Source organism: Haematobacter sp., assembly GCF_032102465.1.
Classification (GTDB): Bacteria; Pseudomonadota; Alphaproteobacteria; order Rhodobacterales; family Rhodobacteraceae; genus Haematobacter.
Map to the genome: position 1 here is coordinate 159856 of NZ_DAMDHB010000004.1, position 24917 is coordinate 184772.

The window sequence follows — 24917 nt, forward strand, 5'->3', positions numbered from 1 at the left end:
ATCACAGAAATGTTGTTAAGAAGAAAATAACTATAAATGTGCGGCCTGCACGAACAACATTCCGTATAACTCCAGCTATATCCAGTGTTGGCGATTTCGGAAACTCTCTATCCGGGCGTTGCCCTGCGCCGCCCGGCATAGGGAGGTGACGCCATGCTTAGCATTGATTGGCGTGCGCCGGCGGCTTACGGGCACGCGAAAGCTATTCCCCCCGCCGGTTTCGCCTGGGAGTATCTTCGTCGCCATGAGGACTATCATCGCGACTTCCAAACAATATCCCAGGTGAAGGAGCCAGCCGGCGACCAGCTTGATGGATTCTCGCAGCGTTGGGGTTTGCGATTTCCCGTGCGATCCCGAAACGCCGCCTGATCGGCAATCCCTGTTCTGGATTCCAAGTCTCCAGCCGCAAGCGGTTCTCTTGTCCCCGGTGCAGCACCGTGACGGGGCGACGGAACCTATAGTGACGCTGGCGCACCTGTCCGACCTCGACCTACGGCACGCGGCGGATGGGTGGCATGGCATCTGGAATGTGGATGGCGTCGCGCATCAATTCTGGCTGCCCCAGGCCGTGCCCGACGCAGCGGCCTTCTATGCCGTATCCCTTCCGATGGATTCTTTCATGGAGCTTCGCGCCCATGCCGCCCGCCGACTTTGGCGGTCCCTCAATGGGCGAGCGCCCGGCGCGGACTTCCGCACCATGCCGGCGCAGCTCCGCAAGTTTCATATCCTGTCCCTGCGCGCGCTCGACGCCCGCTTGCGAGGCGAAAGCTATCGCACCATCGCGGAAGTCCTGCTTGGCTTTCGCGGGACCAAGGAGGATTGGGAAGCCGACCCCCGCAAGAACCAGGCCCGCCGATTGGTCGCGCACGGCCTGAAAATGATGAGGGGCGGCTACCGCCTATTGCTGCACTATCCGATCAAATCGCCTGTCGAGTGAAAAACCGGCAACGATCAGCGCCCGGCCGCGACAGCCTGTTCCAAGATGCGACGATAGCCTTCGCGTGAAAGCCATTGGGCGCGGGCAAGGTGGCTTTCCCAGCATCGCCGCGTCCGCGCTTCATCGCCGACCGGATCGCGATGCAGCACGATTCGCGCGACTTCCTTCCAGTCCGCACCTTCGGCCTTCGCGTCGAGAAGGCGCAGATAGGTGACGTAATGCTGTTCGTCATAAGGCGTTATGTCGTTTCCCGCTGGCGCTTCGTCGTCCACATCGGGATCAAGTTCGACGGGCACTCGCATGGCCGTTTCCCCGTATCCGAGAGGGTTTGTTTGCGGTGCGCCCCCGCAAACGGTGCTCTCTGACTCTGGTGATCGGGGAGTTAGTAACCGCATGACACGGCCCCACGGCCTTTAGTTCGGAGAACCTGTTGCATACGCCGCAGGCTCCCCGACCATAGGTCGAAGAGTGGTGCCAGTTCGGCGACACCTACCTAGTCATGAGGGGTTACTAAGCCCCGAAGCAGCGCGTCCTGCTCCGCGTTCAGTCTTAACCGACCCGCCCGCGAAAGTCTTCGTCTTTTCGGCTTGCCGCCGCTCCCCAAGGGGTGCCGCCAGCGCGTAGGCGCAAATGCGGCACGCTACGCGCCGCCGATCCCTCGCCATGGTTCGCCACAGCCCGCCGAAGTTTTCGGCGGCCACGTCAACCGAACCAGAGGTGATCTTATGGCCATCCGCCGCAATGCGGACCTGCCGCCGCGCCTACTTCGCACACAGGAAGCCGCGCGCTTTCTCGGCTTGTCCGTCCGCACCCTTGAGAAGCACCGCACCTACGGCACCGGCCCGACCTATCGCAAGATCGGCGGCCGTGTCCTCTACACCGTCCGCGACCTTGAAGCCTGGAGCGCGGTCGGCACGCGCAAATCCACCCGCGACAAGAACGCCGGCACGGTTTTTCCCGCGCGTCCGCTCACGCCCAAAGAGCTGGGCGATTGCTGAATGCTGCGCGAGGACGACCATAGCCCCGCGCAGCCGGCCGACGCCAGCGAACGCAGCCGACTCGACCCCTTCGTGGTCGCGACCGGCGACGCCGCACCGCGCGACCAGCGCGATTTGATGGAGCGGCCGTTCTTCTCCCTGGCGAAGACGCCGCGCACCAAGCCGATTTTCTACAAAGCCGCCGATGTCGAGGTGCAGGTGTTCGGGATGCCCGAGCACGGCATGGCGACCATATGGGACGCCGACGTGCTGATATGGGCGGCCTCGCAGATCGTCGCGGCCGAAAACAACGGCCTCACCACGTCACGCTTCGTCCGCTTCACGCCTTACCATCTACTGCGCGCCATCGGGCGGCCGACCGGCAACCATCAATACCTGCTCCTGAAAGCCGCGCTCGCGCGACTGCAATCGACCGTCATCGCCACTACCATCCGCAACGGCCCGCATTGGCGTCGCCGGCAATTTTCATGGATCAACGAGTGGGAGGAAATGACGACGCGCGCCGGCCGCGTCGAGGGCATGGAATTTGTCCTGCCCGAATGGTTCTACAACAGCGTCATCGACCGCTCGTTGGTCCTGACCATCGACCCGGCCTATTTCCGGCTGACAGGCGGCATCGAGCGTTGGCTTTACCGCGTCGCCCGTAAGCACGCCGGCCGCCAGCGCCATGGCTGGCTGTTCGAGTTTGCGCACCTTCATCAGAAATCCGGCAGCCTCGCACGGCCGTCCGATTTCGCGCTCGACTTGCGCCGCATCGCGGCCCGCCAGCCGCTTCCTGGCTATCGACTCCAGATCGAGCGGGAAGACGGCCGTGAGCTGCTTCGCATCCGCCCGGTAAACCTGTCCACAGTGCCTGTTGATAACGGTGTGAACGCCATCGGCACATCAGGCGCACGGGGTATCGGCACATCAGGCGCAACCCTATCGGCAGATCAGGCGCACGAACCCCAGCTAACGCTTTGGCCTGAAACGCGCAATCCGACCGCTAACTTAGAGTCTAACAGAGAATCTAACTTTTCTTCTTTGACGCGCGCACACGCGAGGCGTGGTGCCGGTGCCGCCGAGCGAGGCGAACCATGACGCCCGCGCTCGACGCGGTGCGCCCGCGCAACCCCCAAGCCATCACCGGAGACGAACAATGACCCGTCGCGCCCATCGCAGCGCGCACGGCCGTCCGCTGCCGGACGGACCCGCGCCCTTCACCACGCTTGTCGAATTGACTTTCGAGAAACGCAAGGTCGAGCACTGGATACGCTTCGGCCGCAAGAGCTACGAACAGATCATCGACCGTCGCCGAAGCGTCGTCGGCTTCGCGCCGAACAACATCTTCGCCTTCGTCCGCTGGGCGGCCGGCGAGCACGGCACGATCATTTCACGCATCGACATCGCGCGGGCCATCGGTCGGGGCGAGCCGTTCCAGACATTGCCCTTCGTCCGGCCTGGGGCCGACATCCTGTTACGCCTGGACGGCTGGCCGAAAGTGCAGCGCGCACTTGCCGTCATCGACGCCGTGGAGGCGCTGGGCCTCGACCCGGCCGACGGGTCGCCGGACTACTGGCGACACGCGCACAACCGCCTAGCCGCCAATCTGGAGCCGAGCGACTACACGCCGGAACGACATGCGGCGTGGATTGGGCGTCGGAGGATCGACCCGTGACGCGCCGCCGCTATCTCGCCGTCACGGCGCTGGCCGCGATGGGCGTTGCCGTCGCAAGCGCCATCGAGACGCCGACGAAACTCATTTGGAACGCCACGGCCAGCGCGCCGGTAGGCTTCTACACCGTCGAGCCGGCCGACCGGATCGAGGTGCCCGAGCTGGTCGCGGTCATGTCGCCCGAACCGCTCGCCGCCTTCATGGTGCAGCGCGGCTATGTCGGACGCGGCGTGCCGTTGTTGAAGCGCGTCGTCGGCCTTCCAGGGCAGCGGGTTTGCCGCGCCGGCCGCACGATCACGGTTGACGGGATCGAGATGGGCGAGGCGCTGGAGCGCGACCGGATCGGCCGTGAACTGCCCGCCTGGCAGGGCTGCCGCGTTATCGCGCCCGGCGAAATCTTCCTCATGAATTGGGATGTCCGCGACAGCCTGGACGGCCGTTACTTCGGACCCATCCCCGCAAGCTCCGTCATCGGCCGAGCCGTCCCGCTCTGGACCGATGAGGAAGGCGTCGGCCGCTTCGAGTGGCGCGCGCCGACGCACTGACTTCGCGCTTACCCAACCAATCACAAGGAGACTGACAATGCCCGCCAATATCTTTGAACCCACCGCCAACGGTTACGCCGGCCGCGTCCGGCTGTTCGGCATTGACGAGGCAATCGCGCTCGTCGCCATCGAGCCGGGCGACGGCGAGAACACGCCGGCCTATCGCATCCACCTCGACGACGAGGACGGCCCCGAGATCGGCGGGGCGTGGAAACGTGTCGGCGAACGCGCGGGGGACTACATCGCCCTGGAGATCGACAGCCCGCTTTTCCCTGCGCTGTTTCGCCCGGCGCTGTTCCAGACCGACGACGAGGCACGCACCTTTCGGCTCGCGTGGAAGCGGCCGAAGGCGCGCGAGGATCGGAGCTAATTGGTGCGCGTTCCGATCATCCCTTTGTTCGCGGGAACGCACTCGCATCCCTTCGTCCCGCTCGGCGACAAGACGGCCGGCGCGCGCAGCGAAGGTCAAGGGCGGCCACCGGCCGGCGCTTTGCGCGCACCCTTTACCGTAGCGAGCACGCTGGCAGGCTGGCGTCATAGCGGCGACAGGAAGCCATGGCGCTATGCCGTCCTGTTGCTGGCCGGCGCACTATCAGTCTGCGCCGGATCGGGCGTCGCGGTCGCGCAATCCGCGTCGGTCGTGCGCCCGGTTGCCGTCGATCCCTATGCCGCGCACATCACCGAGGCGTCGCAGCGGTTCGGCATCCCCGAGCACTGGATTCGCGCCGTCTTGCGCGCCGAGAGCGCGGGCGACGTGCGCGCGATTTCGTCGGCCGGCGCGATGGGATTGATGCAGGTTATGCCCGACACCTGGGCGGGCCTCCGTGCCCGTCACCGGCTCGGCCGCGATCCCTATCAGCCCCGCGACAACATCCTCGCAGGCACGGCTTATCTGCGCGAGATGTGGGATCGCTACGGCAATGTCGGCGCGATGCTCGCGGCCTACAATGCCGGCCCCGGCCGCTACGACGAGCACCGTTCGACCGGCCGTCCGCTGCCGGCCGAGACACGCGCCTATGTCGCCGCGCTCGCGCCGATCCTTGGCGGTGCGGCTGCATCCGAAGCGCCGTCATCGGCACCGCCACCGCCGCCCGACTGGCGCGACGCACCGCTCTTTATCGTGCGGCCGAACGACAGCCAGGCAATCGCCGCGCAGCCGTCCGACACGCAATCCGGCGACGCTCGCGCGACCGTTCCGGTGCGCGATCCCGCCGCTATGGAACCGCAAGACGGCAGCATTTTTGTAGCCCGCGCGAGCGTCGGAGATACGCCATGAAGGTGGCATTCCCGCGCTCGGCGGCGCACGATCCGGTGTGCAGTCAGGCGGGTTCGCGTCTGGCTGCATACCGGGCCGGAGAGGCAGAGAAGGACGATAGAGCGGAGGGCAAGATAAAGGAAACCGGCACTAGGTCGGCCGGATTTCTGAAATTGTTGTTGTCTGCACACTGGTTAGGGGAGCCGCGAGCGGCACCATGCTTTTTGATCCCGCGTGCCGCGATATTGCGCAAAGCCTTGGCTTTGCTGGATTTCGACCGGCACCATGACCGCCGAACGCCCGATTTTCTTGGGTTTTGGCCGGAGGCGCGGACGTGAGCGCCGACGACGAAAACCGCTTCCGCCCGAAGCCCGGCCGCATCCGATCCGACGCGCCGAAGGGCGGCAAGACCAAGAGCTTTCTCACGCAGGCGAAGAAGATCGCGCGGCAGCACAGCACCACGTCATCCAGATCGTCGCCGCGCCCAGGCAAGACCTCGACCGCCAAGGGCGGCAAGGGAGCGCGCTCGACTGGAGGACCGGGCGTCCGGCGCGGACGCGGCGCGGCCTTCGTGCGCGCTCGCACCTTGTCGGGCGGCTGGCGTCACAGCGCGCCCGGAATGCGCCGCGTCGTCGTCAAGACCCGCTACGTCAAGGAGGCGGGCAGGAACGGAAGGGCCGCCGCCCATCTGCGCTATATCCAGCGCGACGGCACATCGCGCGACGGCGAGCGCGGCCAGCTCTATTCCGCGACCGAGGACCGTGCCGATGGCGACGCCTTCGTTGAGCGCGGCAAGGAGGATCGGCATCAGTTCCGGTTCATCGTCTCGCCGGAAGACGGTGCGGACTTGACCGACCTGACCGCACACACTCGCGACCTCATGCAGCAGATCGAGGCCGACCTTGGCACGAAACTCGATTGGGTTGCCGTCAACCACTACAACACCGGCCATCCCCATGTGCATGTCATCGTCCGGGGCAAGGACCACCTGGGCGAGAATCTTGTCATCAATGGCGACTATCTCGCCAACGGAATCCGCGAGCGCGCCAGCGAGCTAACGACGCTGGAGCTTGGTCCCGTGACCGAGATCGAGCAGGCTCGCAAGCTGTCGGCCGAGATCGACCAGGACCGTTTCACCCGGATCGACCGCGCCATGACGGAGGAAGCCGACGAGCGGTTCCTAGACCTTCGCCATGAACCGGCCGAGCCGAGGCGGCAATTCAATCGAACGCTGCGCCTGCGCCGTCTCGCCAAGCTGGAAAAGATGGGACTGGCGACCCCACATGCGCCAGGCGTGTGGGAATTGAGCAAGGACATGGAGTCGACCTTGCGCGAGCTGGGCGAGCGCTGCGACATCATCCGCAACATGCACAAGGCGCTAAAGGCCGATGGTCTGGAGCGCGATCCCATGACCTTCCATATCCACGACGGGCCGCCGGAGGCGCCCGTCATCGGGCGCGTCGTCGATAAGTATCTGTCCGACGAGCTGGGCGAGAACCTGACCGTCGTGGTGGACGGCATTGACGGCCGGACCCATCACGTCGCCGGTATCGAACCGACCCGCGTCGAGGATGCGCGGATAGGCAGCGTCGTCGAGATCGGCCCGGCCGAAACGGCAAGCCGTCCGTCCGACCGAAGCATTGCCGCCATCGCCGAGGACGGCATCTACCGGCCGAGCCGGCATCTGGAGCAGGCAAAGTTCGAGGGGCGCGTTCCGGGCGGCGACTATGAGGGATATGTCGATGCTCATGTGCGCCGGCTGGAGGCATTGCGCCGCGCCGGGATCGTCGAGCGGATCGACGCCGACCAATGGCGCATCCCTGAAGATTTCGAGAGCCGCGCCACCGCCTACGACGCCGGCCGCAATCGGCAGGCCAGCGTTCGCGTCCTTTCGGTGCTCGACCTTGAAAAGCAGATCGGCGCGGACGGCGCGACCTGGCTCGACCGGCGCTTGGTTACGCCCGACGCAACCGACCTTGCATCGGCCGGCTTCGGCCAGCAGGTGCGCGAGGCGATGGACCAGCGCCGCGAGCATCACGTCGAGCATGGCGACGCCACGCGCAGCCGGGACGGCCGAATCTTCTACCGGCGCAATCTTCTCGCCACGCTACGCGAGCGCGAGGTTGCCAACTTCGGCGCGGAGATGGCAGCGAGCAAGGTGCTGCCGTTCCGTGCCGCCGCCGATGGCGAAACCGTCAGCGGCAAGTTCACCGGCACCGTGCAACTGACCAGCGGCAAGTTCGCCATCGTCGAGAAATCGCACGAGTTCACCCTTGTCCCTTGGCGGCCAGTCATCGACCGCCAGCTCGGCCGTGAGATCATGGGCGTCGTGCAGGGCGGTTCGGTGTCGTGGCAGTTGGGGCGGCAGAAGGGGTTGGGACTGTAATGCTGTTTCGACCGCGATGCTGGCAGCGCTGATGCCGGATACCCACAGTCCACCGGCCTGACCTAGCTCATTCACCAGACGTAAACTAAATCATGTGATTGATTTAGTGTCTGATCCACGCTAATGCTGACCGTGGGACACGGGGCCGGCACTCGTCGCGAGCGAGCGAATGGCGGCTTTCAGTTCCCCAAGATGAAGAATGGAGCACGGGCGACATGTCGGGACGAAGGATCGAGCGCGGCGATCAAGCTCGCGAGAAGCTGCTTATCGCAGCCGTGGATGTTTTCGGGCGTGTCGGTTTCGACGGCGCGACGACCCGGATGCTTTGCGAGAAGGCCGGGGCAAACCAGCAGGCAATCGCCTACTACTTCGGGAACAAGGAGGGACTTTACCTAGCTGCGGCCACCTCCATCGGGGATGGCATCAAGGATCATATCGCCCCGCTGCGAAGCCTCGTCTTTGCCCGTGTCGAAGAAGCGCGCTCGGGAACGCCGCTTGGCACGGATGAGGCACGCCGCCTGCTGACCGAAATCATTCAGCGGATGGCGGCGCTATTCGTGAGCAGCCGTTCCGAGCCTTGGGCGCGCTTCATTATCCGCGAGCAGATGCAGCCGACTACGGCCTTTCGTTGCCTCTACGACGACTTGATGGGGCCGCTGCTCAATATATGTGACCATCTAATTGGAACCTTGCTCGACGAAGACTCTGCTTCCGAGCATGTGCGCCTCAGAACCCTCGCATTGGTTGGAAGCGTCCTCATGTTCAGGATGGGGCGCGCTTCGGTCCTCGCCGCGCTCGATTGGGAGACGATAGACGACAACGGCCTAGCAGCCATTGAGGCTTTGGTGGTTGAACTCGTTGGGTCCATTGCGCCTGCCTCCCCGAATGTGGGGGGCGCATAGTGTCCCGCCGCATCATCATCCTGGCAGTCATCATCGCGGGCGTCGCAGCGGCGGGATACTACACTCGCGGCTTCGGCTTCTTGGACAAGCCCAACGAGGGGCTGGTCCTTTATGGGAATGTCGATATTCGTCAGGTGAATCTCGGGTTTCGCGTTGCGGGTCGTATCGCCGAAATGCCGATTGATGAAGGTGCTTCGGTCGAGGCTGGGGCAACTCTGGCGCAGCTTGACCAACAGCCATTCATCGACGCGCTGGCGGGTGCGGAAGCGCAGGTTGCGACCGCCCGCGCCGAACTCGAAAAACGGCGCAACGGGAATCGACCCCAGGAAATTGCCCAGGCGGAGGCTGCGGTCGCCGTCCGAAGGGCGGACATGGTGCGAACACGAGAAGCCTTCCAGCGTCGCCGGGCGCTGGTTGCGACCGGCGCTGTATCCCAATCGGTTTTCGAGGCCGCCGAGGCTGAATACCTCGCCGCCGAGGCGCAGCTTCGGGCGGCAGAGGAAGCATTGGCGTTGCTTCGCGCCGGCTCTCGCGTCGAAGACATCGCGGCAGCGGAGGCGCAACTCGCGGCGGCGATAGCAGAACGCGATAGGGTGAAAACCAATCTGGCCGACACGACGCTTAAAGCACCGGACGCTGGCACGATCCTCACGCGAGCGGCCGAGCCCGGTGCCATCGTCCAATCCGGCGCAACCATCTTCACGCTTACCATCAATCGGCCGATCCGGGTGCGCGCCTATGTTGCCGAACCCGACCTTGGGCGGATCGCGCCCGGCATGACCGTGTTCGTAACCACTGACGGCAACCCCAAAGTCTATCGTGGCGTCATCGGCTTCATTTCACCAACCGCTGAATTTACGCCGAGGACGGTCCAGACCGAACAACTGCGCGCCGACCTCGTTTATCGTTTGAGGATCAACGTCACCGATCCCGATGACCGTCTCCGTCAAGGTCAGCCCGTGACCGTGAGGCTCCAGCAGAGCCCGGACCCAGGGGCGGGCCAGTGAAATGACAGAGGCAGTCGCCCACGCTGTAGATGTCACCAAACGCTTCGCGCCCAATGCAGCCCCGGCACTTGATGCCGTGAGCATGGAGGTGATGGGCGGCGTGATGACCGGCTTGGTCGGCCCTGATGGCGCGGGCAAGACAACCCTGATCCGTTTGCTCGCCGGATTGCTCGACCCGGATGAAGGGGAAGTTACCCTTCTCGGCGAGCCCGCCATCGCGGCCGATAGATCGGCACTAGGCTACATGCCGCAACGCTTCGGACTCTACGAAGACCTGTCGGTTATCGAGAACCTTTCACTCTACGCTGATCTTCGCGGCTTACCCCCAGGGAAAGAACGCACGGAGCGCTTTTCCCAACTCCTGTCTTTCACGGACCTTGAGCGATTCCGCCCCCGGTTGGCTGGCCGTCTATCGGGTGGCATGAAGCAAAAGCTGGGCCTCGCCTGCGCGCTGGTGCGGCCCCCTCGCGTGCTGCTGCTTGATGAGCCTGGCGTTGGCGTCGATCCCGTGGCCAGACGGGAACTATGGGCGATGGTCCGCCAGCTCACGACGGAGGGCATGGGCGTCGTCTGGTCCACCGCCTATCTCGACGAGGCCGAGAAGTGCGATACGGTATTCCTGCTGAACGAAGGCAAGCTGCTGTTCAGTGGACCGCCGAAGCGGCTGACATCCCGTGTCGAAGGTCGGACCTATCGTCTGTTTGGTCCTTCCGAAAGCCGGCGGTCTTTACTCGCCAGCCTTGTCCTTCGCGACGATGTAAAGGACGCCACCATTCAGGGCGCTTCCGTTCGCGTCCTCATGGACGAAGGCGCTGCTGCGCCGACCACAGAACGATTCGGAATGTCGCAGGGCGACCGAATCGAAGCCGTGCAGCCGCGATTTGAGGATGCGTTCATTGACATCCTTGGTGGAGGACCGAAAGGCGTCAGCCAACTCGCCGCGAGCTACAAGCCTATCGAAAAGTCCGACGCGCCGGCCATCGAGGCGCGAGGGCTTACCAAGGTTTTTGGGACGTTCACGGCGGCAGGCGACATCACATTCTCCGTGCCGCAAGGCCGAATATTCGGCCTTCTGGGGCCGAATGGCGCTGGCAAGTCCACGACCTTCAAGATGCTTTGCGGGCTTCTCACGCCGACAGCGGGCGAAGGCCGCGTTGCTGGCCATGATCTTCGCACCGCCAGCGCGGAGGCGCGTCAGTCTCTCGGCTACATGGCGCAGAAATTTTCTTTGTATGGCGATCTTAGCGTCAAACAAAATCTGGACTTCTTCGCCGGAGCCTATGGCTTGAATCGACGCCAGCGGGCCGAGGCCGTTGCGCGCGTCATCGACATTTTCCAGCTTGAACGTCATCTGCCGGTGAACAGCGGAACATTGCCGCTGGGCTTCAAGCAACGGCTCTCGCTTGCCTGCGCCGTGCTCCATCAACCGCCCGTGCTTTTCTTGGATGAGCCGACATCGGGCGTGGACCCTATCACCCGCCGCGAGTTCTGGTTGCACATCAACGGCCTCGTGCAACGCGGCGTGACGGTGCTCGTCACCACCCACTTTATGGAAGAAGCGGAATATTGCGACCGCATAGCGCTGATCTATCGCGCGCAGGAAATCGCCCAAGGCACGCCCGAAGACCTCAAAACCCGCGCGGCTGAAATCAGTGGCGGCACAGACCTTACGATGGAGGACGCTTTCATTGCGTTGATCGAGGAAACGGATCGAAAGCGGGAGGCCGCATGAACGACCGCTTCTATCCTCGACGCTTCATGGCCCTGCTCGTCAAGGAGTCGCTACAGATTCTCCGCGACCCCTCGACGATGCTGATCGCCTTTGTGCTGCCGCTGCTCCTGCTTTTCCTGTTTGGATACGGCGTGTCTCTCGATACGGCGAGGACGCGGATCGGCTTGGCGGTTCAAGATTCCAGCGAAGCGGCGGCCAGCCTAGCGGGGGCTTACCGATCATCCCGGTGGTTTGAGGTTCAATCCCGGCGCGACGTGACTTCGCTCAAGGATGAACTGATCGCCGGGCATATCCGGGGCATCGTGGTCATTCCGAGTGATTTCGGCCAGAGGGTCGCAGCCGGGATCGACGCACCGATCCAGGTGATTACCGATGGCTCGCTGCCGAACACGGCATCCTTTGTTGCCGCCTATGCCGAAGGTGTGCGGGCCACCTGGGCGGAAGGCCGTGCATTGGATCGTGGCGTGCGACTAGCTCCCGCAATCGCCCCGCTGCCCCGCTTCTGGTTCAATCCGGGCCTCGAAAGTCGCTTCGCTCTCATTCCCGGCTCGATCAGCATTGTCATGACGATGATCGGGACGCTTCTGACCGCGCTCGTCGTCGCGCGGGAATGGGAGCGCGGCACGCTCGAAGCGTTGATGGCTACGCCCGTCAGCATGGGCGAGTTCCTGGCCACGAAAATCATTCCTTATTTCGTGCTCGGGCTCGGTTCGATGACGCTCTGCGTCGTCGTGGCCGTCTTCCTGTTCGGCGTGCCCTTTAGAGGGTCGATCCTCGCGCTGTATGCGGTTGGCGCGGCCTTCCTCATGCCGGCATTGGGCCAAGGCTTGCTGATTTCGGCGGCGACGAAAAATCAGTTCGTGGCCAGTCAGGTTGCGTTGCTCACGGCATTTATGCCGGGCCTGCTGCTGTCTGGATTTCTGTTCGAGATCGGCTCGATGCCGAAATTCATTCAGGGGATGACCTATGCGGTTCCAGCCCGCTACTTCATCCCGCCCCTGACCAGCGTTTTCGTGGTCGGCGATCTTTGGCCGATGTTCGTTCGCAGCATCCTGGCGATGCTGGGTTTCGGCCTCCTGTTCTTCGGCCTCGCCTTCCGAGTGACGCGCCGGAGGATCGCATGATGAGTTCCGCCAGCTTCGCGCGACTATCTGCGATCATCGTGAAAGAGCTATGGGCGGTCTTTCGCGACCCCAGGGCTCGCATCACCCTTATTGCGCCTCCCTTGCTCCAACTCGTCCTGTTCGGATTCGCAGCGACATTGGAAGTGCGCAACTTCGACGTTGGCGTGCTCGACCGCGATTCCGGCATCTGGAGCCATGAAATTGTTTCGCGGGTGGCAGGCAGCCCCAACGTCGGCCGCATCGTGCCGCTCGCCTCGCCCGACGACATGCGGGAGGCAATCAACAATCAGCAGGTCATCGCCGTTCTCAGTTTCGATTCGCGATTCAGCGCGGCTATCGAGGGCGGGCAGATTGGCGAGGTTCAGATCGTCCTAGACGGGCGACGCTCGAACGCATCGCAGATCGTTTCCTCATACCTGCAACAGATCATTGGCCAGGTCGCAGCCGAAGCGCGCCCCGCCGCAACTCCAGGGCAGCCCACTACCCGAACCGTCGTCACCAACTGGTTCAATCCCGCGCTGATATATCTTTGGTTCGTGATGCCGGCGTTGCTTGTAACCCTGGGCGCAACCGGCACCTTGTCGATTACGGCTCAATCCGTTGCCCGCGAGCGGGAGCTAGGCACCTTCGATCAGCTTATGGTTTCGCCGTTGAGGGTCCACGAAATCCTCATTGGCAAGATGGCACCGCCTTTGCTGATCGGATTCTTCAATGCCACGCTCTATGTGATCCTTATCCCCACGGTCTTCGGAGTGCCGCTTACCGGCTCCGTGGCGTCGTTCTACTTCTCTCTGTTCTTCTATGTAGTGTCGCTGATCGGCGTCGGGATGCTGGTATCCACGTTGTCGCAAACCCAGCAACAAGCCTTTCTCGGCATGTTTCTGGTGACGGTGCCGCTAATCCTGCTGTCCGGCTTCGCCACTCCAGTCGATAACATGCCCGGCTGGCTACAGGTGATCGCTTTCGCCAATCCCTGCCGGCATTTCCTCGTCGTCTCCGAAGGCGTCTTCCTGAAAGACATGCCGGCGGCGGTCATTCTCGCGAACACATGGCCGCTGGCGGCTATCGCGTCCGTCACGCTGACCGTTTCGGCAATTCTTTTCCGCGCTCGGATGGAGTAGCCCATGCGTCATCCCCCGTTCCCGGCACTACTAGCCTCTCTTAGCGTTGCGGCCTGCACGGTCGGACCAAGCTATGTCGAATCCAGCCCGGCGGTGGCGCCCGGCTGGATTTCGGCTGCCAACCCACATCCGATTGATGAAGATTGGTGGCGCTCGTTCAACGATCCACAGCTCGTTGAACTTGTGGAATTGGCAGTAACCAGCAACCACGACGTTCGGGAGGCGGAAGCGCGCCTACGCGAAGCGCGGGCGCTGCGCGACGTCGCACGCGGTCGCGCCGGTCCAGATGCAGCATTATCCGGCGCGGCCACGGCGAACCGCGTCAGCGAAAACGGTCAATTGCCGGTTGCCAATGTTCCGGGGTTCGATCCTCAATTTTCCCTTTTCGATTTCGGATTCGATGCGTCGTGGGAAATCGACCTATGGGGCCGAACACGGCGTAGCATCGAAGCGGCGGACGCCCGTGCAGAGGCAATTCAGGAAGCCCGGCGCAATGTCATCTTACAGGTGATCGCAGAGGTTGTCCGAAGCTACGTCGATCTACGCGGCTCCCAAACTAGGCTGTTGGTTGCTCGCGCAGACGCCAACGCACAGCAGGCCATCGCCAGCCTGGTCGAAAGGCGGTTTAGGGCCGGCGAGGCGTCGCGCTTTGACTTTGCTCGTGCCGACACACAGGCTCGGGCAGCCAGCGTAAGCCTTAATGGGATTGAGGCCGACGCGCGCGCGGCAGCCTATCGCTTATCCTTGCTAACTGGCCAAGCACCGGGGGCGACTTCACTTCGGCTGTTGAGCCCTGGGTCGCTTCCGGTTGCTCCATCGCAGGTTACGGCTGGGCTTCCATCCGAACTGTTAAGGCGACGCCCGGATATACGTCAGGCAGAGCGCGAATTGGCGGCTTTCACCGCTGACGTTGGCGTGGCCACGGCTGACCTCTTTCCGCGACTATCGCTCATTGGGTCGATTGGTCAGCAAGCTCAGAGCGCGGGCGATCTGGCATCGGGGGCGAGCACACGATTGCAAGTTGGGCCGAGCTTCCATTGGCCCATATTCTCCATGGGGCGTATCCGAGCGCAGATTCGGGCGGCGGATGCCCGAGCCGATGCAGCCATGATCCGCTACGAGCGGAGCGTAACGGGCGCGCTTACTGACAGTGAGACGGCGCTTAACCGATATGCCGCCGCACAGATCATGCGCCGGAAAGCGGAGGGGGCGACAACGCAGGCGGCCGCTGCGGTCGATCTTGCCCGCCAGCGCTACCAGGCTGGCGAGGACGACCTAACGATATTGCTGAACGCGCAATCCGCATACAGCGCTGCGGAGCGTGCGAGCCTTGATGCTCGCGTCGGCGAGTTGATGGCCGTTGTCGCTCTCTACAAGGCACTAGGGGGCGGATGGGAGGCCGCCGTCTCATGATCGGTCTGCCGCTGATTTTCCGGTCAGACATTCACAATGTCCCCGCTGTCCGGCGCGACGGTCGCCGTCGATTGACCGAGCACAGGTGAAACGGTGCGGCGGCGGCGTTCAACACCCATGATCGACCGCAAATGGGGAGTGCCGACCTCGTTGGGTTCACGCATTCCTCTAGCGTCCCTCATTCAAACGCTCGCTGTCGCCGAATATCTGAACTTCCGGCACGCTGCGAACGCACTCGGCGTCAGCCTGTCCAGCGTTAGTGCTCGCGTGAAGACGCTGGAGCAAGACCTTGGCGTTTTGCTGTTCGAGCGCCATGCGCGAGGCGTCCGGCTGACAGAGGCCGGTCGGCAGTTCGTCGAGCATGTTGCGGCCGGCGTCGATCAACTCGACCATGCCGTGAAGACCGCCGGCATGGCGGCGTCAGGAGAGTGCGGACGCCTGCGCATCGGCGTCCATGCCCTGATCCCTCGCAGCTTCCTCGCAGGACTGATCGGACAGTATCGCGAAGACTATCCCGGCATCGAAGTCGAGATCACGGAAGGCACGGCACGCGATGCGGTTATGCAATTGCGGGCCGACCGTCTGGACATCGTATTCATGGCAGGCACGCCCGAGCTACCCGACTGCCACACGCGGCGGATATGGACCGAACCGCTGGTCGCCGCGCTGCCGGATAGGCATCGGCTCGCCAAACAAGCCGCCGTCACCTGGGCCGATCTAGCGGGCGAGACGTTCCTTGCCCGGCACGGCGGCACCGGCCCACAAGTCCATGACCATATCGTGCTGCGCCTTGCCGGACGCTGGCCGGCATCATCTATCCAACGCTTCGATGTCGAGCGCGGCACGCTGCTTTCCATGGTCGGACAGGGCTTCGGCGTCACCATCGTCGGCGCGGCTACGTCGCTGCTACGCACTTCCGACGTTACTTTCCTTCCGGTCGCGGACGAACCGGAGCCGGTTCCTTTCTCGGCCGTCTGGTCGCCATTCAACTGTAGCGCGGCGCTTCGCAATTTGCTCACCCTCGCAAGAGAAATGGGGCGCACTATCCCGGCGGATTGAGTCTCGTCCGCGATTCGTTACGGTCTTCCCGCGACAGACATCCGCGCAGATAAATGAGTGGACGCAACCCGTCCTATTTGCCGCCGATAGTATCCGACAGCCCTCCCGCTCCACCTTTACTGTTGCCTGTCCCATAATTGCCTACTCTCTGATCGGCTCCGTCTCTTTTTCCGACTGGAGCCCGTATGCGCGGAGGCCGAATCCTTTGGGGTCAGATCGCCGTCGTCTTCACCATCGTTCTGGTGATGACTTGGGCGGCGACGCAATGGACCGCATGGCGTCTCGGCTTTCAGGCGCAGCTCGGCAATCCATGGTTCGAGCTGGCTGGCTGGCCGATCTACTACCCACCCGCGCTGTTCTGGTGGTGGTATGCCTTCGATGCCTATGCGCCTTCGATTTTCGTCGAGGGTGGCGTCATCGCAGCGTCGGGCGGGCTTATGGCCATCGCCGCCGCAATCATGATGTCGATCATCCGGGCGCGGGAGGCGCGCAACGTCGCCACCTATGGATCGGCACGATGGGCCGAGGACAAGGAAATCCGCACGGCCGGATTGCTCGGCCCCGATGGCGTCGTGCTCGGCCGGCGCGAACGCGACTATCTGCGCCATGATGGGCCGGAGCATGTGCTTTGCTTCGCACCTACGCGGTCAGGCAAAGGCGTCGGCCTCGTGGTGCCGACGCTGCTGACCTGGCCGGGAAGCTGCATCGTCCACGATATAAAAGGGGAGAACTGGACGCTGACTGCCGGCTTTCGGGCGAAACATGGCCGCGTCCTGCTGTTCGATCCGACCAACGCGAAGTCGTCGGCCTACAACCCGCTACTGGAGGTGCGCCAGGGCGAATGGGAAGTCCGCGACGTGCAGAACATCGCGGATATTCTCGTCGATCCCGAAGGGAGCTTGGACCGAAGAAACCATTGGGAGAAGACGAGCCACAGCCTGCTTGTCGGCGCAATCCTGCACGTCCTCTATGCCGAACCCGATAAGACGCTGGCCGGCGTCGCCAGCTTCCTTTCCGATCCGAAGCGCCCCGTCGAGGCGACCTTGCGCGCGATGATGGACACCCCGCACCTGGGCGAAGCCGGCGTTCATCCCGTCATCGCGTCATCGGCCCGCGAGCTGTTGAACAAGAGCGAGAACGAGCGCAGCGGCGTGTTGTCCACCGCCATGTCGTTCCTGGGTTTATATCGCGATCCCGTCGTGGCGCGCGTCACGGCGCGGTGCGACTGGCGCATTGCCGATCTTGTCGGCAGCAAGAAGCCGGTCAGCCTCTACCTTGTCGTGCCGCCGTCCGACATCAACCGCACCAAGCCGCTCATTCGCCTGATCCTCAATCAGATTGGCAGGCGGTTGACCGAGGAATTGCACACGTCCGGCAAGCGGCATCGGCTGCTGTTGATGCTCGACGAGTTTCCTGCGCTCGGCCGGCTCGATTTCTTTGAATCCGCGCTCGCCTTCATGGCCGGATATGGCCTCAAAAGCTTTTTGATCGCGCAGAGCCTCAACCAGATCGAAAAGGCTTACGGGGCGAACAACAGCGTATTGGATAATTGTCATGTCCGCGTCGCCTTCGCGACGAACGACGAGCGGACGGCGAAAAGGATCAGCGATGCGCTCGGCACCGCGACCGAGCTGCGCGATTCTACCAACTATGCCGGCCACCGGCTTGCGCCGTGGCTAGGGCATTTGATGGTTTCGCGGCAGGAGACGGCACGGCCGCTGCTCACGCCTGGAGAGGTGATGCAGCTTCCGCCGAGCGACGAAATCGTGATGGTCGCCGGCACGCCGCCCATCCGCGCGACCAAGGCCCGCTATTTCGAGGATGCGCGGTTCATGGAACGCATCCTGACCCCGCCCGATCCGGCAGCCGATCCCGCCACCGTGAACCCGTCATCCGACGATTGGTCGAGCCGCATCGTCGCGGCGACGAAAGCAGCGGCCCCGGCCACGGCCGGCGGGACCGAAGGCGATCCAGCCAACGCCGGTATCCGCCGCGAGCCGGAATTGCCGGAGCATGAGGAAATCGTCGCGCCGCCACGTCCGCCCGAACAGGAGTTCGACATTCTGGACGATGAACCGGACGTTGACGCCGCCAAAGCCCGCGCGCTGCGCCAGCGTATGCGGATGGTCGCGCGGCAAGCGTCGCTCGACCCCGGCGACGGCATCGAGCTTTGAGGATACGCCCATGACCACCCGAACCCGCATGAACGTCTATTTCGCCCCGGACTTGCTCGCACAGGTCGAGGCGCTGGCGCTGCGCCGCCAAGTGTCGAAATCCGCCATCGTTGAGGCAGCCGTCGCTTCCTTCCTGTCCGGCGACAGTTCGGATCGGCTGGAGGCGGCCATGTCGCGCCGCCTCGACAAGCTCGGCCGCGAGATCCACGCGCTCGACGAGGATCTTGCCGTGCTCGGCGAAACCGTCTCGCTGTTCGTCAACATCTGGCTTTCCGCCACGCCGCCGCTGCCGGAGAGCGCGCAGGCCGCAGCCCGAACAAAAGGCGCAGAACGGTTCGAGGGTTTCATGCAGACGCTCGGCCGGCGTCTTGCGACCGGCGACAGGTTCCTCAAAGAGTTGTCACGCGATGTCGATTCGCTTCCCGATAGTCCATCGCAAGATCAGTTCGAGGCCGATGGCAGCGTAACCTGAATTTCCAACCCGTCCTATTCGCCGCCGATAGCCGCCGATCACCGCATCCCCTTCGATACTTGTTGAATCAGCCTGATTTCAGGCTCCTTTAATCGACCCCGTTGCGGGGACGGTCTGTCGCGCCCCGTCAGGAATCGGGGCCGATATGACATCCACACACCATAAGCCGGAAGCGATACAGCGCGGCGCGCGCATGTTGCGCACCGCGCTCGGCGCGGCCATCGCCCGGTTTCTGGAAGACCCGGCCGTGGTCGAGGTCATGCTGAATCCAGACGGGCGAATCTGGATCGACCGACTTTCCGAAGGGCTGGCCGACACGGGCGAAACGATGTCGCCGGCCGATGGCGAACGCATCGTCCGTCTTGTTGCTCACCACGTCGGCGCAGAGGTTCACGCGCGATCCCCGCGCGTCTCGGCAGAGCTTCCCGAAACCGGCGAGCGGTTCGAGGGACTTTTGCCGCCCGTCGTCGCTGCACCGGCATTTGCGATCAGGAAGCCCGCCGTCGCGGTGTTCAGCCTCGACGACTATGTAGCTGCCGGCATCATGTCCGCCGACCAGGCCGTGACGTTGCGCACCGCCGTCGCATCGCGTGCGAACATCCTTGTCGCGGGCGGCACGAGCACCGGCAAAACGACGCTGACCAATGCGCTGCTCGCCGAGGTGGCGAAGGGCGCGGATCGCGTCGTCATCATCGAGGATACGCGCGAGCTGCAATGCGCCGCGCCCAACCTTGTCGCCATGCGGACGAAAGACGGCGTGGCGACGCTATCCGATCTTGTGCGGTCCTCGCTTCGCCTGCGCCCCGACCGCATCCCCATCGGCGAGGTGCGCGGCGCGGAAGCCCTCGACCTTCTCAAAGCGTGGGGCACCGGCCATCCGGGCGGCATCGGCACCATCCATGCCGGCACCGGCATCGGCGCGCTCCGTCGCCTTGAACAGCTCATTCAAGAGGCTGTCGTCACGGTCCCGCGCGCTCTGATCGCGGAAACCATCGACCTTGTTGCCGTCCTTTCCGGGCGCGGTTCCGCGCGCCGGCTGGCCGAACTCGCCCACGTCGAAGGGCTGGGGCCGGACGGCGATTACCGCATCACCCCCGCAATCCCCAACAGCACAGGAGAACCCAAATGATCCGCACGCTTTCGCGCGGCTACCGCACCATAGCGACCGCAACCGCCGCTGTTTCCATCAGCATGATCCTCGCCCCGGCCGCTCATGCGTCCGGCTCGTCAATGCCGTGGGAGCAACCGCTTCAACAAGTCCTTCAATCCATCGAAGGGCCGGTTGCCAAGGTGGTGGCCGTTATCATCATCATCGCAACCGGCCTGACCCTGGCGTTCGGCGATACGTCGGGCGGCTTCCGTCGCCTGATCCAGATCGTATTCGGTCTGTCCATCGCGTTCGCGGCATCGAGTTTCTTCCTGTCGTTCTTCTCGTTCGGCGGCGGGGCGCTCGTTTGATGGCCGCCGTCCTCGAACAACTCGACGCGGTGCCGGGATTTTCGGTCCCGGTCCATCGGGCGCTGACCGAGCACATCATGCTCGGCGGCGCACCGCGCTCCATCGCCATCATGAACGGCACTCTCGCCGGGGCCGTGGGCCTTGGCCTGCGCCTCTGGCTTGTGGGCCTCGCCATATGGGCCATCGGCCATTTCGCGGCCGTATGGGCGGCGAAGCGCGACCCGCTCTTTGTCGAGGTGGGGCGGCGGCATCTGCGCATCCCCGCAAACCTTGCAGCGTGAGGGCGTGGCCATGATGAACCTCGCCGAATATCGCCGCACCGCCAGTCGCCTTGCCGACTTTCTGCCCTGGGCCGCGCTGGTCGGCTCTGGCGTCGTCTTGAACAAGGACGGCTCATTCCAGCGCACGGCCAGGTTTCGCGGTCCCGATTTGGATTCCGCCGTTGCGGCCGAGCTGGTCGCCGTCGCCGGTCGCATCAACAACGCCTTCCGCCGTCTCGGATCGGGCTGGGCGATTTTCGTCGAGGCGCAGCGCAGCGAGGCCGCGACCTATCCCGACAGCACCTTTCCCGATCCCGCGTCGGCCTTGCTCGACGCCGAGCGCAAGGCCGCCTTCGAGGAAGCTGGCGCGCATTTCGTGTCGGGCTATTTCCTGACCTTCCTCTACATGCCCCCGGCCGAGGAAGCCGCCCGCGCCGAAACCTGGCTCTATGAAGGCCGCGAGCAATCCGGCGTCGATCCCTATGAAGTGCTGCGCGGTTTCATCGACCGCACCGACCGCGTGCTCGCATTGCTCGACGGCTTCATGCCGTCCTGCCGGTGGCTCGACGACAGCGAAACGCTGACCTACCTCCATTCCACCGTCTCGACCAACCGGCATCGCGTCCGCGTTCCCGAAACGCCGATCTATCTCGACGCGCTGCTCGCCGACCAGCCGTTGACCGGCGGGCTGGAGCCGCGCCTTGGCGACCAGCATCTCCGCGTCCTGACCGTCACCGGCTTTCCCACCGCGACAACGCCCGGCCTGCTCGACGACTTGAACCGGCTCGCCTTCCCGTATCGCTGGAGCACGCGCGCGGTCCTGCTCGACAAGACCGACGCGACGAAGCTGCTCACCAGGATCAGGCGGCAATGGTTCGCGAAGCGCAAAAGCATCGCCGCGATCTTGAAAGAGGTGATGACCAACGAGGCATCCGTTCTCGTCGATACGGACGCCGCCAACAAGGCCGCCGACGCCGACATGGCCTTGCAGGAGCTTGGGGCCGATGTCGCCGGCATGGCCTACGTCACCGCCACCATCACCGTATGGGACGCGGACCCCAGGATTGCCGACGAGAAATTGCGGCTGGCCGAAAAGGTCATCCAGGGCCGCGACTTCACCGCCATGGTGGAGACGGTCAACGCGGTTGACGCATGGCTCGGCAGCTTGCCCGGCCACGCCTACGCGAACGTCCGGCAGCCGCCCATCAGCACTTTGAATCTCGCCCACATGATCCCGCTTTCAGCGGTGTGGGCGGGGCCGGAACGGGACGAGCATTTCGGTGCGCCCCCTCTGCTTTATGCAAAGACCGAAGGCTCCACCCCGTTCCGGTTTTCCCTTCACGTCGGCGATGTCGGCCATACGCTCGTCGTCGGCCCCACAGGCGCGGGTAAGTCCGTCTTGCTCGCACTTATGGCGCTCCAGTTCCGGCGCTACGACCGCAGCCAAGTCTTCGCCTTCGATTTCGGCGGCAGCATCCGCGCCGCGTCGCTCGCAATGGGCGGCGACTGGCACGACCTGGGCGGCGGCCTGACCGAAGGTTCCGACGCTTCCGTATCGCTCCAGCCGCTCGCCCGCATTCACGACACCTATGAACGCGCCTGGGCCGCCGACTGGATCGTGGCCATCCTCATGCGCGAAGGCATGACGATCACGCCGGAGGTGAAGGAACATATCTGGACGGCGCTGACCTCGCTTGCCTCCGCGCCAATCGGGGAACGCACCATCACCGGCCTCGCGGTGCTGCTGCAATCCAACGACCTCAAACAAGCCCTTCGGCCGTATTGCGTCGGCGGTCCCTATGGCCGGCTGCTCGATGCCGAAGCCGAACATCTCGGCTCGGCCGACGTGCAGGCGTTCGAGATCGAGGGGCTTGTCGGCACGGGAGCCGCGCCCGCCGTTCTGGCCTACCTGTTTCACCGCATCGGCGACAGGTTGGACGGGCGGCCGACGCTGCTCATCATCGACGAGGGTTGGCTTGCGCTCGACGATGAAGGCTTTGCCGGCCAGCTCCGCGAGTGGCTTAAAACGCTGCGCAAGAAGAACGCCAGCGTCATCTTCGCCACGCAAAGCCTGTCCGACATCGACGGCAGCAACATTGCGCCCGCGATCATCGAGAGCTGCCCGACGCGGCTGCTTTTGCCGAACGAGCGGGCCATCGAGCCGCAGATCACCGCCATCTATCGGCGCTTCGGCCTCAATGACCGCCAGATAGAGTTGATCGCCCGCGCTACGCCGAAGCGGGACTACTACTGCCAGTCGCGGCGCGGCAATCGCCTGTTCGAGCTGGGCCTGTCCGAAATCGGCCTCGCGCTCTGCGCCGCATCCGCCAAATCCGATCAAACGCTCATTGCGCAGATCGTCGCCGAACACGGCCGCGACGGCTTTCTCGCGGCCTGGCTCACGACCCGCGATGTCGGCTGGGCCGTCGATCTTCTTCCGAACTTCCCGACGCTGATCCCCCAAACCGAAAAGGAGTCCCAACCATGACCATTCGTCTTTTCCGCTCGCGCGCCATCGTCATGGCCGCAACGATGCTCGCCGCACCGCTGGCCGTTTCGTCCATGCTGGCAACGCCGGCACATGCGCAATTCGGAAGGATCGTCTTCGACCCGTCGAACTATGCGCAAAACATCCTCACGGCCGCGCGCACGCTGGAGCAGATTAATCATCAGATCACCTCGCTCCAGAACGAAGCGACCATGTTGATGAACCAGGCGCGCAATCTGGCGAGCCTGCCGTTCTCGTCGCTCCAGCAGCTTCAACAGAACGTCCAGCGCACGCAGCAGCTTTTGAGCCAGGCGCAGAACATCGCCTTCGACGTGCAGCGCATCGACCAGGCGTTCCAGCAGCAATACGGCAACGTGTCGATGTCGGCGACGGATCAGCAGCTCGTCGCCAACGCTCGCACGCGCTGGCAGAACACCGTAGGCGGCTTGCAGGACGCCATGCGCGTTCAGGCCGGCGTCGTCGGCAACATCGACAGCAACCGCACGCAGATGTCGGAGCTGGTCGGCCAGAGCCAGAACGCGACCGGCGCGCTCCAGGCGACGCAAGCCGGCAACCAGCTTCTAGCCCTCCAGTCGCAGCAGCTTTCCGACCTTGTTGCGTTGCTCGCAGCCAACGGCCGGGCGGGCGCGCTGACCGAGGCCGAACGCGCAGCGGCAGCAGAACAGGGGCGCGAGCAGCGCCGCCGCTTCCTCACGCCCGGCAACGGCTACCAGCCCGGCAGCGCGCAAATGTTCAACAACGGCAATTGAGGGCGCGGCCATGGACGGCAAGATGCTGGCCCGGCTGGGCGCAATCGTATTCGTGGCCATCGCCATCACGGCGACAGCCATCGAAATGACCCGCAAGGAAGACGCGCCGGCATCACCGCCGCGTCTTCTCCAGCCCGAACGCGACCCGCTGCGCGAAGGGCAGCGCCGGTGCCAGCAGCTTGGCCAGCAGGCCGCCGACGACGCGGAATGCCTGCGTGTATGGGCCGAAACCCGTGACCGCTTTCTCGGCCGGACGCGCGCGCCGGCCGCACCGGAAGGGCGGTGACGCATGGGCGGCGCAGGCGTCATCGACAATTTTCTCGGCACCTTCACGCAATACATCGACTCTGGCTTCGGCCTATTGGGTGGCGAGGTGGCGTTCATCGCCACCACGCTCATCGTCATCGACGTGACGCTCGCGGCGCTGTTCTGGAGCTGGAGCGCGGACGACGACATTATTGCGCGGCTGGTGAAGAAGACGCTGTTCGTCGGCGTATTCGCCTATCTCATCGGCAACTGGAACAACCTCGCTAAGATCGTCTTCGACAGCTTTGCCGGCCTGGGCCTGAAAGCATCCGGCACGGGTTTCACCGCGCAGGATTTGATGCGGCCCGGCAAGGTGGCGCAAACCGGCCTCGACGCAGCGCGTCCGCTGCTCGACTCCATTTCCAACCTTATGGGCTGGGTCGCCTTCTTCGAGAACTTCATTCAGATCGCGTGCCTGCTGTTCGCCTGGGCGCTCGTCATCCTCGCCTTCTTCATCCTCGCCATCCAGCTTTTCGTGACGCTGATCGAGTTCAAATTGAGCACGCTGGCAGGCTTCGTGCTGATCCCATTCGGCCTGTTCGGCAAGACCGCCTTCATGGCGGAGCGCGTGCTTGGCAATGTGATTTCCAGCGGCATCAAAGTGTTGGTTCTGGCGGTGATCGTCGGCATCGGCTCGACCCTGTTCAGCCAGTTCACGCAAGGTTTCGGCGGTCAGACCCCGAGCATCGACGACGCCATGGCCATTGTGCTCGCGGCGCTGTCGCTTGTCGGCCTGGGCATATTCGGCCCCGGCATCGCGTCCGGCCTTGTCAGCGGAGGCCCGCAGCTCGGCGCGGGCGCAGCGGTCGGGACCGGCCTCGCCGTTGGGGGCGCGGCGCTGGCCGCAGGCGGTGCA

The 24917-nt window shown here is 64.0% G+C and carries 27 protein-coding genes; 26 read left to right on the forward strand and 1 reads right to left on the reverse strand.

The genetic code is table 11. From position 1 onward, the window contains the following. The first annotated feature begins 153 nt into the window (after positions 1-153). Positions 154-369, forward strand: a complete 216-nt coding sequence (locus RT513_RS20800; protein WP_081856739.1) for a transcriptional regulator domain-containing protein — start codon at positions 154-156, stop codon at positions 367-369. Between the two features lie 91 nt (positions 370-460). Further along, positions 461-937 carry a DUF2285 domain-containing protein gene (locus RT513_RS04945; RefSeq protein ID WP_290688099.1) on the forward strand — a complete coding sequence of 159 codons (477 nt, stop codon included), beginning with the start codon at positions 461-463 and terminating at the stop codon, positions 935-937. 14 nt (positions 938-951) lie between these two features. Here the strand turns inward: RT513_RS04945 and RT513_RS04950 are convergent, their stop codons facing one another. Then, positions 952-1239, reverse strand: coding sequence for a DNA -binding domain-containing protein (locus RT513_RS04950; protein ID WP_290688097.1), 288 nt, complete (start codon positions 1237-1239; stop codon positions 952-954). A gap of 423 nt (positions 1240-1662) precedes the next feature. Between RT513_RS04950 and RT513_RS04955 the strand changes: the two genes are divergently transcribed. The 24 genes from RT513_RS04955 to trbL form a co-directional block, all read left to right on the forward strand. Further along, positions 1663-1935: a helix-turn-helix transcriptional regulator gene (locus RT513_RS04955; protein WP_003052294.1), complete on the forward strand. Its 273-nt coding sequence runs from the start codon at positions 1663-1665 to the stop codon at positions 1933-1935. After that, positions 1936-3015: a replication initiator protein A gene (locus RT513_RS04960; protein WP_030540320.1), complete on the forward strand. Its 1080-nt coding sequence runs from the start codon at positions 1936-1938 to the stop codon at positions 3013-3015. A gap of 58 nt (positions 3016-3073) precedes the next feature. Then, complete coding sequence (locus RT513_RS04965; protein ID WP_290688093.1) at positions 3074-3592, forward strand: DUF2840 domain-containing protein; 519 nt, start codon at positions 3074-3076, stop codon at positions 3590-3592. Continuing rightward, positions 3589-4134 (forward strand): S26 family signal peptidase, encoded by a 546-nt coding sequence (locus RT513_RS04970; protein ID WP_290688091.1) that lies wholly within the window; start codon positions 3589-3591, stop codon positions 4132-4134. Before RT513_RS04965 ends, RT513_RS04970 begins: the two co-directional genes overlap by 4 nt. 37 nt (positions 4135-4171) lie before the next feature. Then, positions 4172-4504 (forward strand): DUF736 domain-containing protein, encoded by a 333-nt coding sequence (locus tag RT513_RS04975; RefSeq protein WP_279658045.1) that lies wholly within the window; start codon positions 4172-4174, stop codon positions 4502-4504. Positions 4505-4654: 150 nt separating this feature from the next. Next, a complete protein-coding gene (locus RT513_RS04980; protein ID WP_409518396.1) occupies positions 4655-5410 on the forward strand; it encodes a lytic transglycosylase domain-containing protein in 756 nt (251 codons plus the stop codon). Continuing rightward, complete coding sequence (locus RT513_RS04985; protein ID WP_290688086.1) at positions 5407-5727, forward strand: hypothetical protein; 321 nt, start codon at positions 5407-5409, stop codon at positions 5725-5727. The genes RT513_RS04980 and RT513_RS04985 overlap by 4 nt, the downstream gene beginning before the upstream one ends. Before the next feature lie 926 nt (positions 5728-6653). Then, positions 6654-7775, forward strand: a complete 1122-nt coding sequence (locus RT513_RS04990) for a DUF3363 domain-containing protein (RefSeq protein ID WP_290688352.1) — start codon at positions 6654-6656, stop codon at positions 7773-7775. A gap of 215 nt (positions 7776-7990) precedes the next feature. After that, positions 7991-8677, forward strand: a complete 687-nt coding sequence (locus tag RT513_RS04995; RefSeq protein WP_290688084.1) for a CerR family C-terminal domain-containing protein — start codon at positions 7991-7993, stop codon at positions 8675-8677. Then, positions 8677-9684 (forward strand): secretion protein HlyD, encoded by a 1008-nt coding sequence (gene hlyD / locus RT513_RS05000; protein WP_112309307.1) that lies wholly within the window; start codon positions 8677-8679, stop codon positions 9682-9684. Before RT513_RS04995 ends, hlyD begins: the two co-directional genes overlap by 1 nt. Before the next feature lies 1 nt (position 9685). Then, complete coding sequence (locus RT513_RS05005) at positions 9686-11416, forward strand: ATP-binding cassette domain-containing protein (RefSeq protein ID WP_030540330.1); 1731 nt, start codon at positions 9686-9688, stop codon at positions 11414-11416. Continuing rightward, entirely contained in the window at positions 11413-12540 is a 1128-nt protein-coding gene (locus tag RT513_RS05010; RefSeq protein ID WP_003052322.1) for an ABC transporter permease, read from the forward strand. Before RT513_RS05005 ends, RT513_RS05010 begins: the two co-directional genes overlap by 4 nt. Beyond that, on the forward strand, positions 12537-13661 hold the full coding sequence (locus tag RT513_RS05015; RefSeq protein WP_290688080.1) for an ABC transporter permease: 1125 nt from the start codon (positions 12537-12539) through the stop codon (positions 13659-13661). The genes RT513_RS05010 and RT513_RS05015 overlap by 4 nt, the downstream gene beginning before the upstream one ends. A gap of 3 nt (positions 13662-13664) precedes the next feature. After that, positions 13665-15074: an efflux transporter outer membrane subunit gene (locus tag RT513_RS05020; RefSeq protein WP_290688074.1), complete on the forward strand. Its 1410-nt coding sequence runs from the start codon at positions 13665-13667 to the stop codon at positions 15072-15074. A gap of 117 nt (positions 15075-15191) precedes the next feature. After that, positions 15192-16133, forward strand: coding sequence for a LysR family transcriptional regulator (locus tag RT513_RS05025; protein WP_030540334.1), 942 nt, complete (start codon positions 15192-15194; stop codon positions 16131-16133). 185 nt (positions 16134-16318) lie between these two features. Continuing rightward, entirely contained in the window at positions 16319-18307 is a 1989-nt protein-coding gene (locus RT513_RS05030; RefSeq protein ID WP_279658055.1) for a conjugal transfer protein TraG, read from the forward strand. A 10-nt stretch (positions 18308-18317) separates the two neighbouring features. Continuing rightward, complete coding sequence (locus RT513_RS05035; RefSeq protein ID WP_290688071.1) at positions 18318-18779, forward strand: CopG family transcriptional regulator; 462 nt, start codon at positions 18318-18320, stop codon at positions 18777-18779. 145 nt (positions 18780-18924) lie between these two features. After that, positions 18925-19908, forward strand: a complete 984-nt coding sequence (gene trbB, locus RT513_RS05040) for a P-type conjugative transfer ATPase TrbB (RefSeq protein ID WP_003052336.1) — start codon at positions 18925-18927, stop codon at positions 19906-19908. Beyond that, positions 19905-20237 carry a TrbC/VirB2 family protein gene (locus RT513_RS05045; RefSeq protein ID WP_279658057.1) on the forward strand — a complete coding sequence of 111 codons (333 nt, stop codon included), beginning with the start codon at positions 19905-19907 and terminating at the stop codon, positions 20235-20237. Before trbB ends, RT513_RS05045 begins: the two co-directional genes overlap by 4 nt. Continuing rightward, entirely contained in the window at positions 20237-20518 is a 282-nt protein-coding gene (locus tag RT513_RS05050; protein WP_003052343.1) for a VirB3 family type IV secretion system protein, read from the forward strand. The genes RT513_RS05045 and RT513_RS05050 overlap by 1 nt, the downstream gene beginning before the upstream one ends. Positions 20519-20528: 10 nt before the next feature. After that, a complete protein-coding gene (gene trbE / locus RT513_RS05055) occupies positions 20529-22985 on the forward strand; it encodes a conjugal transfer protein TrbE (RefSeq protein ID WP_112309303.1) in 2457 nt (818 codons plus the stop codon). Further along, on the forward strand, positions 22982-23755 hold the full coding sequence (gene trbJ, locus RT513_RS05060; protein WP_279658061.1) for a P-type conjugative transfer protein TrbJ: 774 nt from the start codon (positions 22982-22984) through the stop codon (positions 23753-23755). The genes trbE and trbJ overlap by 4 nt, the downstream gene beginning before the upstream one ends. Positions 23756-23765: 10 nt before the next feature. Next, the gene (gene trbK-alt, locus RT513_RS05065) at positions 23766-24041 is read left to right on the forward strand and encodes a putative entry exclusion protein TrbK-alt (protein ID WP_003052351.1); all 276 of its coding nucleotides are present in this window, start codon (positions 23766-23768) and stop codon (positions 24039-24041) included. 3 nt (positions 24042-24044) lie between these two features. Beyond that, positions 24045-24917, forward strand: an 873-nt coding sequence (trbL, locus tag RT513_RS05070; RefSeq protein ID WP_313533682.1) for a P-type conjugative transfer protein TrbL, incomplete at its 3' end; no start/stop codon positions are given.